The sequence below is a fragment of the Azorhizobium doebereinerae UFLA1-100 genome (genome assembly GCF_000473085.1).
Classification (GTDB): domain Bacteria; phylum Pseudomonadota; class Alphaproteobacteria; order Rhizobiales; family Xanthobacteraceae; genus Azorhizobium; species Azorhizobium doebereinerae.
The window spans coordinates 176,163-191,677 of sequence record NZ_AXBA01000002.1 but is presented as its reverse complement, the minus strand read 5'-3'; the positions used below and the strand labels follow the sequence as shown (position 1 = coordinate 191,677).

15 protein-coding genes are annotated in these 15,515 nt (G+C 68.4%); 13 read left to right on the top strand and 2 right to left on the bottom strand.

Annotated elements, in window-relative coordinates:
* Window positions 1-87 precede the first annotated feature (87 nt).
* The 13 genes from urtA (at window position 88) to YU1_RS0103375 (ending at window position 12,369) form a co-directional block, all read left to right on the top strand.
* Window positions 88-1,386: an urea ABC transporter substrate-binding protein gene (gene urtA, locus YU1_RS0103435; protein WP_051356443.1), complete on the top strand. Its 1,299-nt coding sequence runs from the start codon at window positions 88-90 to the stop codon at window positions 1,384-1,386.
* A 219-nt stretch (window positions 1,387-1,605) separates the two neighbouring features.
* Window positions 1,606-3,240, top strand: coding sequence for an urea ABC transporter permease subunit UrtB (urtB, locus tag YU1_RS0103430; RefSeq protein ID WP_051356442.1), 1,635 nt, complete (start codon window positions 1,606-1,608; stop codon window positions 3,238-3,240).
* Between the two features lie 8 nt (window positions 3,241-3,248).
* The gene (gene urtC, locus YU1_RS0103425) at window positions 3,249-4,373 is read left to right on the top strand and encodes an urea ABC transporter permease subunit UrtC (RefSeq protein ID WP_035713544.1); all 1,125 of its coding nucleotides are present in this window, start codon (window positions 3,249-3,251) and stop codon (window positions 4,371-4,373) included.
* Window positions 4,374-4,378: 5 nt separating this feature from the next.
* Window positions 4,379-5,128 (top strand): urea ABC transporter ATP-binding protein UrtD, encoded by a 750-nt coding sequence (gene urtD / locus YU1_RS0103420; RefSeq protein WP_029002873.1) that lies wholly within the window; start codon window positions 4,379-4,381, stop codon window positions 5,126-5,128.
* A 228-nt stretch (window positions 5,129-5,356) separates the two neighbouring features.
* Window positions 5,357-6,052 carry an urea ABC transporter ATP-binding subunit UrtE gene (gene urtE / locus YU1_RS0103415; RefSeq protein ID WP_029002872.1) on the top strand — a complete coding sequence of 232 codons (696 nt, stop codon included), beginning with the start codon at window positions 5,357-5,359 and terminating at the stop codon, window positions 6,050-6,052.
* Window positions 6,018-6,911, top strand: a complete 894-nt coding sequence (locus YU1_RS0103410) for an urease accessory protein UreD (RefSeq protein ID WP_084539633.1) — start codon at window positions 6,018-6,020, stop codon at window positions 6,909-6,911. Before urtE ends, YU1_RS0103410 begins: the two co-directional genes overlap by 35 nt.
* Window positions 6,912-6,921: 10 nt before the next feature.
* Window positions 6,922-7,545, top strand: coding sequence for an urease subunit gamma (locus YU1_RS27750; RefSeq protein WP_084539632.1), 624 nt, complete (start codon window positions 6,922-6,924; stop codon window positions 7,543-7,545).
* Window positions 7,542-7,898: a GFA family protein gene (locus tag YU1_RS0103400; RefSeq protein ID WP_029002870.1), complete on the top strand. Its 357-nt coding sequence runs from the start codon at window positions 7,542-7,544 to the stop codon at window positions 7,896-7,898. The genes YU1_RS27750 and YU1_RS0103400 overlap by 4 nt, the downstream gene beginning before the upstream one ends.
* A 9-nt stretch (window positions 7,899-7,907) precedes the next feature.
* Entirely contained in the window at window positions 7,908-9,623 is a 1,716-nt protein-coding gene (gene ureC / locus YU1_RS0103395; RefSeq protein ID WP_156921945.1) for an urease subunit alpha, read from the top strand.
* A gap of 105 nt (window positions 9,624-9,728) precedes the next feature.
* Window positions 9,729-10,328 carry an urease accessory protein UreE gene (locus YU1_RS0103390; protein ID WP_245263214.1) on the top strand — a complete coding sequence of 200 codons (600 nt, stop codon included), beginning with the start codon at window positions 9,729-9,731 and terminating at the stop codon, window positions 10,326-10,328.
* Window positions 10,321-11,028: an urease accessory protein UreF gene (locus YU1_RS0103385; RefSeq protein ID WP_029002867.1), complete on the top strand. Its 708-nt coding sequence runs from the start codon at window positions 10,321-10,323 to the stop codon at window positions 11,026-11,028. Before YU1_RS0103390 ends, YU1_RS0103385 begins: the two co-directional genes overlap by 8 nt.
* Window positions 11,025-11,663: an urease accessory protein UreG gene (gene ureG / locus YU1_RS0103380; RefSeq protein ID WP_029002866.1), complete on the top strand. Its 639-nt coding sequence runs from the start codon at window positions 11,025-11,027 to the stop codon at window positions 11,661-11,663. Before YU1_RS0103385 ends, ureG begins: the two co-directional genes overlap by 4 nt.
* A gap of 67 nt (window positions 11,664-11,730) precedes the next feature.
* A complete protein-coding gene (locus YU1_RS0103375; protein ID WP_035713540.1) occupies window positions 11,731-12,369 on the top strand; it encodes a DUF938 domain-containing protein in 639 nt (212 codons plus the stop codon).
* Here YU1_RS0103375 and YU1_RS0103370 read toward each other — a convergent pair.
* Window positions 12,364-13,263: an MBL fold metallo-hydrolase gene (locus YU1_RS0103370; protein ID WP_029002864.1), complete on the bottom strand. Its 900-nt coding sequence runs from the start codon at window positions 13,261-13,263 to the stop codon at window positions 12,364-12,366. The two genes, YU1_RS0103375 and YU1_RS0103370, sit on opposite strands and share 6 nt — an antisense overlap.
* Window positions 13,264-13,284: 21 nt before the next feature.
* Window positions 13,285-15,441, bottom strand: a complete 2,157-nt coding sequence (gene scpA, locus YU1_RS0103365; protein ID WP_029002863.1) for a methylmalonyl-CoA mutase — start codon at window positions 15,439-15,441, stop codon at window positions 13,285-13,287.
* Window positions 15,442-15,515: the final 74 nt, after the last annotated feature.

The following is a 15,515-nucleotide window of genomic DNA, read 5'->3' as shown; positions in this document are numbered from 1 at the left end:
CCTTGGGCAGCACAACCGCCGTGGCACGCTGCTTGCTGTTCTCGCCCGGCTGGCGTGCGTCAGCCGAACTCAACGGGGAGAGAGCGAATGCTTGGTTTGCTGGGAAGAGCGGCCAAAGGACTGGGGGCATTGGCGGCGGTGGCCGCGGTCGCGGGGTCCGTGGGGACGGCCTCTGCGCAGGAGACGATCAAGGTCGGCGTGCTTCATTCTCTGTCGGGCACCATGGCGATCAGCGAAACCACGCTGAAGGACGCCGTGCTCATGATGATCGAGGAGCAGAACAAGAAGGGCGGCGTGCTCGGCAAGAAGCTGGAGGCGGTGGTCGTGGACCCGGCCTCCAACTGGCCGCTGTTCGCCGAGAAGGCGCGCGAGCTGATCACCAAGGACAAGGTCTCGGTGGTGTTCGGCTGCTGGACCTCGGTGAGCCGCAAGTCGGTCCTGCCCGTGTTCAAGGAATTGAATTCCATCCTGTTCTACCCGGTCCAGTACGAGGGCGAGGAGAGCGAACGGAACGTGTTCTACACCGGCGCCGCGCCGAACCAGCAGGCGATCCCGGCGGTGGACTATCTGGCCAAGGAAGAGAAGGTCGAGCGCTGGGTGCTGGCGGGCACGGACTATGTCTATCCCCGCACCACCAACAAGATCCTGGAAGCCTATCTGAAGTCCCGCGGCGTGAAGGCCGAGGACATCATGATCAACTACACCCCGTTCGGCCAGTCCGACTGGCAGACCATCGTCGCCGACATCAAGAAGTTCGGCTCGGCGGGCAAGAAGACCGCCGTGGTCTCCACCATCAACGGCGATGCCAACGTGCCGTTCTATAAGGAATTGGCCAATCAGGGCATCAAGGCCACCGACATCCCGGTGGTGGCGTTCTCGGTGGGCGAGGAAGAACTCGCCGGCATCGACACCAAGCCCCTCGTCGGCCATCTGGCCGCCTGGAACTATTTCGAGAGCATCAAGACGCCGGAGAACGACGCCTTCATCGCCGCCTGGCACGCCTTCACCAAGAATCCGAAGCGCGTGACCAACGATCCCATGGAAGCCACCTACATCGGCTTCAACATGTGGGTGCAGGCGGTGACCAAGGCCGGTACGACGGACACCGACAAGGTGATCGCCACCCTGCCCGGCACCAAGCAGCCGAACCTCACCGGCGGCGTCTCGGAGATGCTCCCGAACCACCACATCACCAAGCCCGTCTTCATCGGCGAGATCCAGGGCGACGGCCAGTTCAACGTGGTGTGGAAGACCGACGGCCTCGTTCCCGGCGAAGCCTGGTCGAAGTATCTGGAAGGCTCCAAGAATCTGGTGGCCGACTGGGTGAAGTACAATTGCGGCAACTACGACACCACCAAGAACACCTGCCTCGGCGCCGCCAAATAGCGCTCCGGCCGCGTGCCTTGGGGCGGCTCCCGGCTTCGGCCGGGGGCCGCCTTCCGGTCCCGGCGGCTTCGTCCGGGCCGACCGGACCCATGCCGTGCCTTGCCCCGCGGAGCTTCGCCTTTGCCGTTTCCGCCGCCTGCCGCGCGCCGCGCCGGCGGATGCATCGGGGCAGCTTCGGGCCTTTCGCGTGAACACCCGCGCGCAGAGCAGGACCATCCGATGAGACTCTTCCGCCGCCTGCTCTCCGCCGCGCTGCTCCTGGCAGCGGCGCTTCTCATTGCCTGGGCCGCCCCCGCCTCGGTGCGCGCGCAGACCGCCGGCGGCGACCTCGCCCCGGCGCTCGCCAAGATCGCCGCCGACAGCTATTCCGACACCGAGGCGGCCTTGGTGCTGCTCTCCGCCAGCACCAATCCGCAGGCCGGTGTCATCGTTGCCGCCTTGTCCGACGGCCGCCTGCTGGTCGATCCCGCCACCAAGGCGGTCTATGTCCGGGCGAAGGCCGGCGATGCACTGGCCGACGCCGCAACGGGCGCGGCGGTGAGCGTAGCGCCCGCCGGCCTGAAGCCGGTGCGCCTCAACAATCGCGTGCGCCGGGCCGCCGAGGCGGCCGCCGGCGCGCTGTCGCTGCTGGCGCCGGACCCGGCCAAGCGCCTGGAGGCGGCGGGCGCGGTGTTCAAGTCGCGCGACGCGGCGGCGCTGCCGACGCTGGACGCCGCGCTCGCCAAGGAGACCGTGCCGCAGGTGCGCGACGCGCTCCAGCAGGCCAAGGCCGCCATCCTCGTCACCTCCTCCAGCGCCAGCGAGGCGGACCGGCTCGCCGCGGTGAATCTGGTGGTGGCGCGCGGCGACCAGGAGGCCCTGGCGCTGCTCGCCAACCTGCCCGCCGACGCGCCCGCCTCGCTGAAGGCGGCGGCGGCGAACGGCATCGCCAAGATCAATCGCTCGCTCGCCATCTGGAGCGTGGCGCAGAACGTCTGGTACGGCCTGTCGCTCGGCTCGGTCCTGCTGCTGGCGGCCATCGGCCTTGCCATCACCTTCGGCGTCATGGGCGTCATCAACATGGCCCATGGCGAGATGGTGATGCTGGGCGCCTACACCACCTATGTGGTGCAGGACGCCATCCGCACCGATGCCCCCTGGCTGTTCGGCTGGTCGCTGGCCATCGCCTTGCCGCTGGCCTTCCTGTTCACCGGCGTGGTGGGCATCGTCATCGAGCGCACGGTGATCCGCTTCCTCTACGGCCGCCCGCTGGAGACCCTGCTCGCCACATGGGGCATCTCGCTGATGCTCCAGCAGGCGGTGCGATCGGTGTTCGGGCCCACCAACAAGGAGGTGGGCGCGCCGTCCTGGATGTCCGGTGCCTTCCAGGTGGGGCAATTGTCCATCACCTACAACCGGCTCTGGATCATCGTCTTCGCGCTGCTGGTGTTCTTCGCGCTCCTGGTGGTGCTCAAGCGCACCTCGCTCGGGCTCTATGTGCGCGCCGTCACCCAGAACCGGCGCATGGCGGCGGCCATGGGCATCCGCACCGGGCGCATCGACGCGCTCACCTTCGGCCTCGGCTCCGGCATCGCCGGCATCGCCGGGGTGGCGCTGTCGCAGATCGACAATGTGAGCCCCAACCTCGGCCAGGGCTACATCATCGACAGCTTCATGGTGGTGGTGTTCGGCGGGGTGGGGAACCTCTGGGGCACGCTGGTGGGCGCGCTGACGCTGGGCGTCGCCAACAAGCTGCTCGAACCCTTCGCGGGGGCGGTGTTGGGCAAGATCGCGCTGCTCGTCTTCATCATCCTGTTCATCCAGAAGCGCCCGCGCGGCCTGTTCGCGCTCAAGGGCCGGTCGGTGGAAGCATGAGCGGAACCATGCGCAGCTTGGGCATCCTGGATCGCCGCGGCTTGATCTTCATCGTCCTGGTGCTGGCGGCGGGCGTGCTCATCCCGCTCGCCAACCTTCTCGCCCCGGCGGGCAGCCCGTTCCACGTCTCGGACTATCTGGTGCCGCTGCTGGGCAAGTATCTGTGCTACGCGCTGCTGGCGGTGGCGGTGGATCTGGTGTGGGGCTATTGCGGCGTGCTCTCGCTCGGCCACGGCGCCTTCTTCGCGCTCGGCGGCTATGCCATGGGCATGTATCTGATGCGCCAGATCGGCCCGCGCGGCGTCTATGGCAATCCGGTGCTGCCGGATTTCATGGTGTTCCTGAACTACAAGGAACTGCCCTGGTTCTGGCTCGGCTTCGACCATTTCGCCTTCGCGGCGCTGATGGTGCTGGTGGTGCCGGGCCTGCTCGCCTTCGCGTTCGGCTGGTTCGCCTTCCGCTCGCGCGTTACCGGCGTCTATCTCTCCATCATCACCCAGGCCATGACCTTCGCGCTCATGCTGGCCTTCTTCCGCAACGACATGGGCTTCGGCGGCAACAACGGCCTCACCGATTTCAAGGACATCCTGGGCTTTTCCATCACCGCTGGCACCACGCGCGGGGCGCTGTTCTTCGCCTCCGCGGTGGCGCTGGCGGCAGGCTATCTGCTGTGCCGGGCGCTGGTCACGTCCAAATACGGCAAGGTGCTGGTGGCGGTGCGCGACGCGGAGAGCCGCACCCGCTTCCTCGGCTACAAGGTGGCGAACTACAAGCTCCTGGCCTGGACCGTCTCGGCCATGCTGGCCGGTGTCGCCGGCGCGCTCTATGTGCCGCAGGTGGGCATCATCAATCCGGGCGAGTTCGCCCCGGCCAACTCCATCGAGATGGTGATCTGGGTGGCGGTGGGCGGGCGCGGCACGCTGGTTGGGGCGGCGCTCGGCGCGCTGGTGGTGAACGCGGGCAAGACCTGGTTCACCGGCGCCTTGCCGGAGGCCTGGCTGTTCGCGCTCGGCGCGCTGTTCGTGGTCGTCACCTTGTTCATGCCGCGCGGCATCATCGGCCTGTGGGGGGACCTCACCTCCCGGCTGCGCAAGCCCGCCGGTCCCGTGCCCGCGCCCAAGCCGGCGGAGTGAGGCCGATGGAACCCGTCACCCAGTCGCTGCTCTATCTCGACGACATTTCCGTGGTGTTCGATGGTTTCCGGGCGCTCAACAAGCTCTCGCTGACCATCGAGGAAGCGGAGATGCGCGCCATCATCGGCCCCAACGGCGCGGGCAAGACCACGATGATGGACGTCATCACCGGCAAGACCCGCCCGACGGCGGGCGAGGCGCTGTTCGCCGGCATCTACGACCTCACCACGCTGGACGAGGCGGACATCGCCCAGCTCGGCATCGGCCGCAAGTTCCAGACCCCCACCGTGTTCGACATGCACACGGTGGAGGACAATTTGCTGCTGGCGGTGAAGGCCGACCGGCGGGCCTTCGCCAACATCTATTGGCGCCGCCGGGCGCACGAGCGCGCGCGCATCGACGAGTTGCTGGAGCGCATCCGCCTCAAGGACCAGCGCTTCCGCAAGGCCTCGGAGCTGAGCCACGGGCAGAAGCAGTGGCTGGAGATCGGCATGCTGCTGGCGCAGGAGCCGCGCCTGCTGCTGGTGGACGAGCCCGCCGCCGGCATGACCGACCAGGAGACGGCGGACACCGCCGAACTGCTGCGCGACATCGCCAAGACCCGCGCCGTGGTGGTGGTTGAGCACGACATGCAGTTCGTGCGCGACCTCGACGTGAAGGTGACGGTGCTGCACGAGGGCTCGGTGCTGGCCGAGGGCTCCCTCGACCAGGTGAGCGCCAATGAGCGCGTCATCGAAGTCTATCTGGGGCGGTGAGGGGATGGCGTACCCTTCGATTGTCCGTTCCGGCCTGCGGCCGGCCCCCACCCAACCCTCCCCCGCAGGCGGGAGAGGGCTTTGCGTCTCGCGCGCGGAAAACTCCCGCTCCCGCTTGCGGGGGAGGGGCGGGGTGGGGGCCGCGCGCGAGCGCGGATACCGTCGTCCGCGGCTGAAGCACTCCGTCCCGCGCCAGGCGCGCAATCCCCTGCTGAGCGGAGGCTCCTTATGCTGAAGGTCGAGAATCTCGATCTCTATTACGGCGCCGCCCACACGCTCCGCGACGTCTCGCTGGAGGCGCGGAAGGGGCAGGTGACCTGCGTGCTCGGGCGCAACGGCGTCGGCAAGACCTCGCTGCTGCGCGCTATCGTCGGCCAGCAGCCGATCGCCGGCGGCACCATCGCCTTCAACGGCCGCGACATCACCCGCATGCGCACCTACGACCGGGCGGCGCTCGGCATCGGCTTCGTGCCGCAGGGACGCGAGGTGTTCCCGCTGCTCAGCGTGAAGGAAAACCTGGAGACCGGCTACGCCCGGCTCAAGGGCAAGGACAAATACGTGCCGGACGAGGTGTTCGAGCTGTTCCCGGTTCTGAAATCCATGCTGGGCCGGCGCGGCGGCGACCTCTCCGGCGGCCAGCAGCAGCAGCTTGCCATCGGCCGGGCGCTGGTGACGCGGCCGAGCCTCCTGGTGCTGGACGAACCCACAGAGGGCATCCAGCCCTCCATCATCAAGGACATCGGCCGGGCGATTTCCTATTTGCGCGACAAGGGCGACATGGCCATCGTGCTCGTGGAGCAGTATTTCGAGTTCGCGCGCGAACTGGCCGATTCCTTCATCCTGATGGAGCGCGGCGAGGTGGTGGCGCGCGGCGACAGGAGCGGGCTTGATGGCGACGACGTCCGCCGCCTCATGGCGATCTGAGACGGCACCGGAGACGGCGATACCGGAGCGGGTGACACGGGAGACGGCACCCCCGCCGCGCCGCCAGCGCAGCGAAGGCTGCGTGCGGCTCGCCGCCAACGCCATCGAGGGCCTGACCCGGATTTCCGACGTGGCCGAGGCAGGCGCGCTGCGCGTGCGCATGCCGCGCGGCGACGGGCCGGCGCTGGAGGGGGTCTTCGTCAACACCGCCGGCGGGGTGGCCTGCGGCGATCATTTCACCATCGCGGTGACGGCGCAGGCGGGGGCCCATGTGGTGCTCGCCACCCCGGCCGCCGAGAAGGTCTATCGCTCCGACGGCGAGACCGCGCATATCGACGTCCGCCTGACCGTGGCGGCGGGCGCGCGGCTGGACTGGCTGCCGCAGGAAACCCTGCTGTTCGATGCCGCCCGGCTGGCCCGGCGCTTCACCGTGGACCTGGCACCGGACGCCACCGTCCTCGCCTTCGAGGCGCTGGCCTTCGGCCGCGTGGCGCGGGGCGAGGAGATGCTGTCCGGCCATCTGGAGGACCACTGGCAGGTCACGCGCGGCGGCGGCCTCGTGTATGCGGACGCCCTGCGCCTGTCCGGCCCGATCGCCGACCTGCTGCGCCGCCCGGCGGTTGCGGCCGGCAACCGGGCGTTGGCGACCTTTCTTTATGTAGCCCCCGATGCCGAAGCACGGCTGGACGAAGCCCGCGCGCTCATGGAAGGTGCGCACAGCGAATGCGGCGCCAGCGCGTGGAACGGCCTTCTGGCCGCGCGCTGGCTGGCGCCCGATATCGACACCCTGCGGCGGGACGCCGTCGCATTCCTGACCGCCTTTCGCGGGGCGCCCATGCCCCGGGTCTGGGCCTTATGAGGAGACTGCCGTGCTGCTGACGCCGCGGGAGAAGGACAAGCTCTTGATCGCCATGGCCGCCGAGGTGGCCCGCAAGCGCCTTGCGCGCGGCGTGAAGCTCAACCATCCGGAGGCCATCGCCCTCATCACCGACGCGGTGGTGGAAGGCGCCCGCGACGGGCGCACGGTGGCCGAACTGATGGAGGCCGGCGCCCGCGTCATCACCGCCGACCAGGTGATGGAGGGCATCGCTGAGATGATCCATGACATCCAGGTGGAAGCCACCTTCCCGGATGGCACCAAGCTCGTCACGGTCCATCACCCCATCCGCGGCAGGGCCTCCACCGACGTGCCGGGCGAATTCATCACCGCCCCCGGCGACATCGTGTTCAACGAAGGCGCCGAACGGGTGACGGTGAGCGTGGCCAATACCGGCGACCGGCCGATCCAGGTCGGCAGTCACTATCATTTCTACGAGACCAACCCCGGCCTGGTGTTCGAACGCGAGAAGACGCGCGGCATGCGGCTCGACATCACCCCCGGCACGGCGGTGCGCTTCGAGCCCGGCGCCACGCGCGAGGTCACGCTGGTGCCGCTCGGCGGCAAGCGCGAGGTCTACGGTTTCCGCGGCGAGGTGATGGGGAAGCTGGGATGACGCTCAAGCATTATGCCGGCAGTTGCCAGTGCGGGGCGGTGACGTTCGAGGCGGGTCTCGACTTGGACCGGACGGTGACGTGCAATTGCTCGCGCTGCCGCCGGGTCGGCAGCATCCTGTCCTTCGCGCCCGAGGCCGGCTTCACGCTGAAGTCGGGCGAGACGGCGCTCAGGGAATACCGCTTCAACACCCACAAGGTCGCCCATCTGTTCTGCGCCTCCTGCGGCATCCAGCCGTTCGGCCGGGGGATCGCCCCCAATGGCGACCGCATGGTCGCGGTGAATGTCCGCTGCCTCGATGGGGTGGACCTGAAATCGCTGACCCCGCACGAACATGACGGCGCAAGCGCGTAAGGAATTTCCATGACCCAGGCCCGGCTTTCCCGTTCGTCCTATGCCCACATGTTCGGCCCCACCACGGGCGACAAGGTGCGCCTCGCCGACACCTCGCTCTACATCCAGGTGGAGAAGGACTTCACCGTCCATGGCGAGGAGGTGAAGTTCGGCGGCGGCAAGGTGATCCGCGACGGCATGGGCCAGAGCCAGGTGGCCAATGCCGACGGCGCGGTGGACACCGTCATCACCAACGCCGTGATCCTCGATCACTGGGGCGTGGTTAAAGCCGATGTCGGCCTCAAGGACGGGCGCATCTTCAAGATCGGCAAGGCCGGCAATCCGGACGTGCAGGCGGGCGTCGACATCATCATCGGCCCCGGCACCGAGGTGATCGCGGGCGAAGGCAAGATCCTCACCGCTGGCGGCTTCGACAGCCACATCCATTTCATCTGCCCGCAGCAGATCGAGGAGGCGCTGGCCTCCGGCGTCACCACCATGCTCGGCGGCGGCACCGGGCCGGCCACCGGCACGTTCGCCACCACCTGCACCCCCGGTCCCTGGCACATGGCCCGGATGATCGAGGCGGCGGACGCCTTCCCGATGAACCTGGCCTTCGCCGGCAAGGGCAATGCCTCCCAGCCCAAGGCGCTGGAGGAAATGGTGCGCGCCGGCGCTTGCGCGCTGAAACTGCACGAGGACTGGGGCACCACGCCCGCCGCCATCGACTGCTGCCTCTCGGTGGCGGACGCATTCGACGTGCAGGTGATGATCCACACCGACACGCTCAACGAGAGCGGCTTCGTGGAGGACACCATCGCCGCCTTCAAGGGCCGCACCATCCACGCCTTCCACACCGAAGGGGCGGGCGGGGGCCACGCGCCGGACATCATCAAGGTGGCCGGCCTGCCGAACGTGCTGCCGTCCTCCACCAATCCGACCCGGCCCTACACCCGCAATACCATCGACGAGCATCTCGACATGCTGATGGTGTGCCATCACCTCTCGCCTTCGATCCCCGAGGATCTGGCCTTCGCCGAGAGCCGCATCCGCAAGGAGACCATCGCGGCGGAGGACATCCTGCACGACATCGGCGCGCTCTCCATGATGAGCTCAGACAGCCAGGCCATGGGCCGGGTGGGCGAGGTGGTGATCCGCACCTGGCAAACGGCGGACAAGATGAAGCGCCAGCGCGGCGCCCTGCCGGGCGAGAGCGGCGATAACGACAACCTGCGGGCGCGCCGCTACATCGCCAAATATACCATCAACCCGGCCATCGCCCATGGCATGTCGCGCCACATCGGCTCGGTGGAAGCGGGCAAGCTCGCCGATCTCGTGCTGTGGTCGCCGGCCTTCTTCGGCGTGAAGCCGGACCTCGTGCTGAAGGGCGGGGCCATCGCGGTTGCGCAGATGGGCGATCCCAACGCCTCCATCCCCACGCCCCAGCCGGTGCACTACCGCCCCATGTTCGGCGCCTATGGCCGGGCCCGCACCCACACCAGCCTGACCTTTGTCTCCAAAATGGCGGTGGAGGACGGCCTGGCGGCCCGGCTCCAGACCGCCAAGACGCTGGTGGCGGTGGAGAATGTGCGCTCCGGCATCGGCAAGAAAGACATGGTGCTGAACGGCGCGACGCCCCAGATCGAGGTGGATCCGGAGACCTACGACGTGCGCGCGGACGGCGAACTGCTGATCTGCGAGCCGGCGGATGTACTTCCCATGGCGCAACGCTACTTTTTGTTCTAAGCGAGGCGGGATAAGAGGCCTGCGCGCGGGAGGGCGCGCCACCGGAGCAGCACTATGATCCGTTCGACCAAGATTGTCCGGCACCTGGGCGTTCGCTTGGACCTTGTGGCCGATACCATCACGCTCGACCACCAGGGGCGCCACCGGCGTCGCGTCACCCTGACCGCGGATGGCGGCCTGGAGTTCCTGCTCGACCTCGACCGCGCCGTGGTGATGGACGACGGCGACGCCATGGAATTGGAGGACGGCCGTCTTGTCCAGGTGAAGGCGGCGCCCGAGAAGATGCTCGAGGTGACTACCTTCAACCCGCTGCGGCTGATGCGTGCGGCTTGGCACCTGGGCAATCGCCATGTGCCGACCGAGATCACTCCGGAGGCGATCTACATCATCGAGGACGCGGTGATCGAGAGCATGCTGCGTGGCCTGGGCGCCTCCACCAAGCAGGTGGTGCGTCCCTTCAAGCCGGAGCGCGGTGCCTATGAGGCCGCCCTGGCCCACAGCCTGGATGGCGAGGAGGCCGGCCACGCCGAGGGCTCGGAGCATCCGCACCACCACACCACCGACGTGCGCAAGGGCGAGACCATCGCGCAGCACGGCCCGCTGGGCGAGCGCTATGTCGAGCAGGCCCATAACCACGAGCATGATCACGACCATGCGCATGGCGAAGGCTGCGGCTGCGGGGACCACAAGCATACCCATGACTGATGCCGGCGGGGCGGACGGCCCCGCGCCGCAAGGCGCGCTGGCGCTGTTCGCCTGGCTCTCCCCCGGCTTTCCGGTCGGGGCCTATGCCTATTCCCATGCGCTGGAATGGGCGGCGGAAGCCGGCGACGTCACCGACGAGGCGAGCCTGAAGTCTTGGCTCGCCGATCTTCTCCTGCACGGCTTCGGCCGCGCCGACGGCATCCTGCTGTGCCACGCCTATGCGGCGGGTGCGGCGGGCGATCTCGCCGCGCTGGCGGCGGTGAACGCCCGGGCAGTGGCGCTGGCCCCTTCCGCAGAACTGCGGCTGGAGACCAGCCAGCAGGGCCGCAGCTTCCTCGATGCGGTGAAGGCGGCCTGGCCGCGTCCCGGCCTTGATGCCGCGGCGGCGGCGCTTCCCCCGGATGTGGCCTATCCCGTCGCGGTGGGCTATGCGGCCGTCGTTCACGGCGTGGCGCAGGCGACCGTGCTGGAGGCTTTCCTGTTTTCCGTCATGCAGACCCTGGTGTCGGCGGCGCTGCGGCTCGCGCCCATCGGCCAGACGGCGGGCACCCGCGTGGTGGCCGGGCTGATGGCGCCGGTTCAGGCGCTGGCCGTGGACATTCCCGGCCTCACGCTGGATGATCTCGGCACCGCCACGTTCCGGGCCGACCTTGGCAGCATGCGGCACGAAACCCAATATACGAGGCTGTTTCGATCATGAGCGGATCCGGCACGAGCGCGTCCAGCAACGGCCCCCTGCGGGTGGGCATCGGCGGCCCGGTGGGGTCGGGCAAGACGGCGTTGATGGAAGCGCTCTGCAAGACCTTCCGCGACCGCTACAATATCTGCGCCATCACCAATGACATCTACACCAAAGAGGACGCACGCCTCCTCACTGTGGCCGGCGCCCTGGAGCCGGAGCGCATCCTGGGGGTGGAGACGGGCGGCTGCCCGCATACGGCGATCCGCGAGGATGCCTCCATCAACCTGCGCGCGGTGGCGGACATGCAGGCGAAATTCCCCGGCCTGGAGATCGCCCTGATCGAGAGTGGCGGCGACAATCTCGCCGCCACCTTCTCGCCGGAGCTTGCCGATCTGACCATCTATGTCATCGACGTGGCTGGGGGCGAGAAGATCCCGCGCAAGGGCGGGCCGGGCATCACCCGCTCCGATTTTCTGGTGGTGAACAAGACCGACCTTGCCCCGCTGGTGGGCGCCGACCTCTCCATCATGGAAGCGGACACGCAGCGCATGCGCGCCGGCCGGCCTTACGTCTTCGCCGCCATCCGCCACGGCAAGGGCGTGGCGGAGGTGGCGGAGTTCATCGAGAAGGCGGGCGGCCTGACCGCCGCCTGATCGAAGGCCGGAGATTCGCATTTTCCGCCGCGCTGCGGGCGCGGCGCCTTGCCGCCGGAGCACGTCCATGGCCGACCCCTCAGCGCTGCCGACCGGACCCGCCGATGCGGCCGGCCGCCTCGTATTGCCGGCCGCCGCGCGCAACCGCGATCCCATCCTGGGCGTCCTCGGGCCGCTTCTGCCGGCGTCCGGCCTCGTCCTGGAGATCGCCAGCGGCTCCGGCGAGCACGCGGTGCATTTCGCCCGGGCGCTGCCCGGCATCGTCTGGCAGCCGTCGGACCCCGTCGCCGAGGCGCGAACCTCCATCGCCGCCTGGACCGCGGCCGAGCGCACGCCCAACGTCCGCCCGCCGCTGGCCCTGGATACGGCCCAGTGGCCTTGGCCGCTGGACCGCGCGGACGCGATCGTATGCATCAACATGATCCACATCAGTCCCTGGGGGGCGACGCAGGGCCTGATGCGCGGCGCGGGCGATCTGCTGCCGCCCGGCGGCGTGCTCTATCTCTACGGGCCCTATCTGCGCGCTGGCATGCCCACGACCGAGGGCAATCAGGCGTTCGACGCCGACCTCAAGCGCCGGAACCCGGCCTGGGGCCTGCGGCTGCTGGAGGATGTGGCGGCTCTTGCCGCCGAGCACGGCCTCAGGCTGGAGCAGGTGACGGAGATGCCGGCGAACAACCTTTCGGTGGTGTTCAGGCGCTCATGAGGCGGACGGCGCCGCCAGGTCGCACAGCTTCTCCACATTGGCCCGATGCACCGCCGCATAGGGTTCGAAATACTCCACCATTCCGGCCGCGAACTCGTCCGCCAGGAATTCCTTCAGCTCCAGGGCCGCCAGCGCCGGATAGGTCTGGCAGGCGAGCAGGCGGTGCAGATAGGTGCGCGTCGCGGCGATCAGGCTGGGCGAATAGCCGCCGGCGGCGATGGTCTCGGGCGCGCCGTGGTTGGGCAGGATGCTGGTGAGTGGCCAGTGAGCCATCTCCGCCAGGTTCTCAAGATGGATCGCGAGGCGGTCAGGCTCATCCACGTAGGTGATGGGGTCTTCCAGCGTGTCGCCGGCCAGCAGCAGGCCGTCCGGCAGCAGCGCCACCGTGCCGTCGCGGCTGTGAATGTCTGCCTGCCGAAGTGTGACCCGAACGGTGCCGACCTGGAGTTCAAGCATGCCGGTGAAGGTGCGGTTCGGCAATACGAGGGGGCAGATGGGCGGGTCGCCGGCTTCCAGGGCCGCACGCTTCTCGGTGAGGATCTCGGCGGTGAGCGTGTTGGCGATAATCTCGCAATCGGCGAACACCTCGTTGCCCGCCACATGGTCATCGTGCCAGTGGCTCAGCACCACGGTGAGGTGCCGTGCCCCTTCCGCTTCCACCGTGCGGCGGATGATGCGGGCATGCTCCAGCGAGACGTGGGTGTCATAGATGAGGGCATGCTCACCGGAAACCACTGCATAGGAGCAGATGCCGAGCGCGTAGGCGCCGTCGTCCAGCCAGTTGGGGGCTTCGCTCCACAGCCGTGCACCCGGGACGCGCCCGTCATAGAAGGCGAGCACGTTCGAGGCGGGCCGGAGCACACGCAGGGTCGAGCCGGGAGAGGCGAAGGTCATGGCGGCCTCCCGTGCCGCGATCTATTCGGCAGCTTCCTGCGCATGCCCCAGGCGATGGGCGAGGGTGGCGAGCAGGTCGCGCGCGGCGTCCGCGATCACCGTGCCGGGCGGGAAGATGGCTTCCGCACCGGCGGCCTTCAGCGCGTCATAGTCCTGCGGCGGCACCACGCCGCCCACCACCACCATGATGTCGCCGCGCCCTTCCGCCTCCAGCGCGCTCTTGAGCGCGGGCACAAGGGTGAGATGGCCGGCGGCGAGCGAGGAGATGCCCACCACGTGCACGTCATTCTCCACCGCCTGCCGGGCGGCTTCCTCCGGCGTGGCGAACAAGGGGCCGATGTCCACGTCGAAGCCGAGATCGGCGAAGGCGGAGGCGATCACCTTCTGGCCGCGATCGTGGCCGTCCTGGCCCACCTTGGCCACCAGGATGCGGGGGCGGCGGCCTTCATTGTGCTCGAACGCCTCGGTCAGGCGCTGCACCTCGCCCACCTTGTCGGTCATGGCGCCGGCCTCCCTCTTGTAGACGCCGGAGATGGCGCGGATTTCCGCCCGGTGGCGGCCGAACACGCTTTCCAGCGCGTCGGAAATCTCGCCGACGGTGGCCTTGGCGCGGGCGGCGTCGATGGCGAGCGCCAGGAGATTGCCATTGCCCTTCGCACCGTTGGTGAGCGCCTCCAGCGCGCTCGCGACGCCCTGCGGGTCACGCTCGGCCTTCAGGCGCCTCAGCTTCTCGATCTGCGCCGTGCGCACGGCGGAATTGTCCACCTTCAGCACGTCGATGGGCGTCTCGCGCTCGGGCTTGTACTTGTTGACGCCCACCACGGTCTGCGCGCCGCCGTCGATGCGGGCCTGGGTGGTGGCCGCCGCCTCCTCGATGCGCAGCTTGGGAATGCCGGCCTCGATGGCCTTGGCCATGCCGCCCAGCGCCTCCACCTCCTGGATATGGTCCCACGCCTTGGCGGCGAGGTCGGCGGTCAGCTTCTCCACGAAGAAGGCGCCGCCCCAGGGGTCGATCTGGCGCGTGGTGCCGCTCTCCTGCTGGAGCAGGATCTGGGTGTTGCGGGCGATGCGGGCGGAGAAGTCGGTGGGGAGCGCCAGGGCCTCGTCCAGCGCATTGGTGTGCAGCGACTGGGTGTGGCCCTGGGTGGCGGCCATCGCCTCCACCATGGTGCGGATGACGTTGTTGAACACGTCCTGCGCGGTCAGGCTCCAGCCGGAGGTCTGCGAGTGGGTGCGCAGCGGCAGGGACTTCGGGTTCTTTGCCCCGAGGTCGGTCATCAGGCGGGTCCACAGGAGGCGGGCGGCGCGCAGCTTCGCCACCTCCATGAAGAAGTTCATGCCGATGGCCCAGAAGAAGCTGAGGCGCGGCGCGAAGGCGTCGATGGGCAGGCCGGCTTTCGCCCCCGCGCGCACATATTCGACGCCGTCCGCCAGCGTATAGGCCAACTCCAGGTCCTGCGTCGCCCCGGCTTCCTGCATGTGGTAGCCGGAAATGGAGATGGAGTTGAAGCGCGGCATCTCCTTCGAAGTGAAGGCGAAGATGTCGGAGATGATGCGCATGGAAGGTGAGGGCGGATAGATATAGGTGTTCCGCACCATGAATTCTTTGAGGATGTCGTTCTGGATGGTGCCGGAAAGCTTGGCCGCCGGAACGCCCTGTTCCTCCGCCGCCACCACGAACAGGGCCAGGATCGGCAGCACCGCGCCGTTCATGGTCATGGACACGCTCATCTGGTCCAGCGGAATGCCGGAGAACAGGGTGCGCATGTCATAGATGCTGTCGATGGCCACCCCGGCCATACCCACGTCGCCGGCGACGCGCGGATGATCGCTGTCATAGCCGCGGTGAGTGGCGAGGTCGAAGGCCACCGAGAGGCCCTTCTGCCCGGCCGCGAGGTTGCGGCGATAGAAGGCGTTGGAATCCTCCGCCGTGGAGAAGCCGGCATATTGCCGGATGGTCCACGGCTGGGTGGCGTACATGGTGGGGTAGGGGCCGCGCAGGAAGGGTGCGATGCCGGGATAGGTGTCGATGAAGGACAGGCCTGCGATGTCCGCCGGGCCGTAAAGGCCCTTCACCGGAATGCCTTCCGGCGTCATCCAAGGCGCGGGCGCATCGGCCGGCTGCGCAAGGTCCGGCGCGCGCCAGGCGATCTCGGCGAAGGCGGGCAAGCGGCTCATGGCGGTCATCCTACCTTATTTCGGGCCTTATCGCGCGGCCCGTCCTTGATCCCTTGGTCCGGCAACCCGCCGGC

What these genes read in the sequence shown, in the direction of transcription:
- ureC (WP_156921945.1), top strand. Translation starts at nt 7,908, where the DNA reads ATGACCCAGGCCCGGCTTTCCCGTTCGTCCTATGCCCACATGTTCGGC.
- YU1_RS0103400 (WP_029002870.1), top strand. Translation starts at nt 7,542, where the DNA reads ATGACGCTCAAGCATTATGCCGGCAGTTGCCAGTGCGGGGCGGTGACG.
- ureG (WP_029002866.1), top strand. Translation starts at nt 11,025, where the DNA reads ATGAGCGGATCCGGCACGAGCGCGTCCAGCAACGGCCCCCTGCGGGTG.
- urtB (WP_051356442.1), top strand. Translation starts at nt 1,606, where the DNA reads ATGAGACTCTTCCGCCGCCTGCTCTCCGCCGCGCTGCTCCTGGCAGCG.
- YU1_RS0103370 (WP_029002864.1), bottom strand. Translation starts at nt 13,263, where the DNA reads ATGACCTTCGCCTCTCCCGGCTCGACCCTGCGTGTGCTCCGGCCCGCC.
- YU1_RS0103375 (WP_035713540.1), top strand. Translation starts at nt 11,731, where the DNA reads ATGGCCGACCCCTCAGCGCTGCCGACCGGACCCGCCGATGCGGCCGGC.
- urtE (WP_029002872.1), top strand. Translation starts at nt 5,357, where the DNA reads ATGCTGAAGGTCGAGAATCTCGATCTCTATTACGGCGCCGCCCACACG.
- urtD (WP_029002873.1), top strand. Translation starts at nt 4,379, where the DNA reads ATGGAACCCGTCACCCAGTCGCTGCTCTATCTCGACGACATTTCCGTG.
- scpA (WP_029002863.1), bottom strand. Translation starts at nt 15,441, where the DNA reads ATGAGCCGCTTGCCCGCCTTCGCCGAGATCGCCTGGCGCGCGCCGGAC.
- urtC (WP_035713544.1), top strand. Translation starts at nt 3,249, where the DNA reads ATGCGCAGCTTGGGCATCCTGGATCGCCGCGGCTTGATCTTCATCGTC.
- YU1_RS0103385 (WP_029002867.1), top strand. Translation starts at nt 10,321, where the DNA reads ATGACTGATGCCGGCGGGGCGGACGGCCCCGCGCCGCAAGGCGCGCTG.
- YU1_RS0103410 (WP_084539633.1), top strand. Translation starts at nt 6,018, where the DNA reads ATGGCGACGACGTCCGCCGCCTCATGGCGATCTGAGACGGCACCGGAG.
- urtA (WP_051356443.1), top strand. Translation starts at nt 88, where the DNA reads ATGCTTGGTTTGCTGGGAAGAGCGGCCAAAGGACTGGGGGCATTGGCG.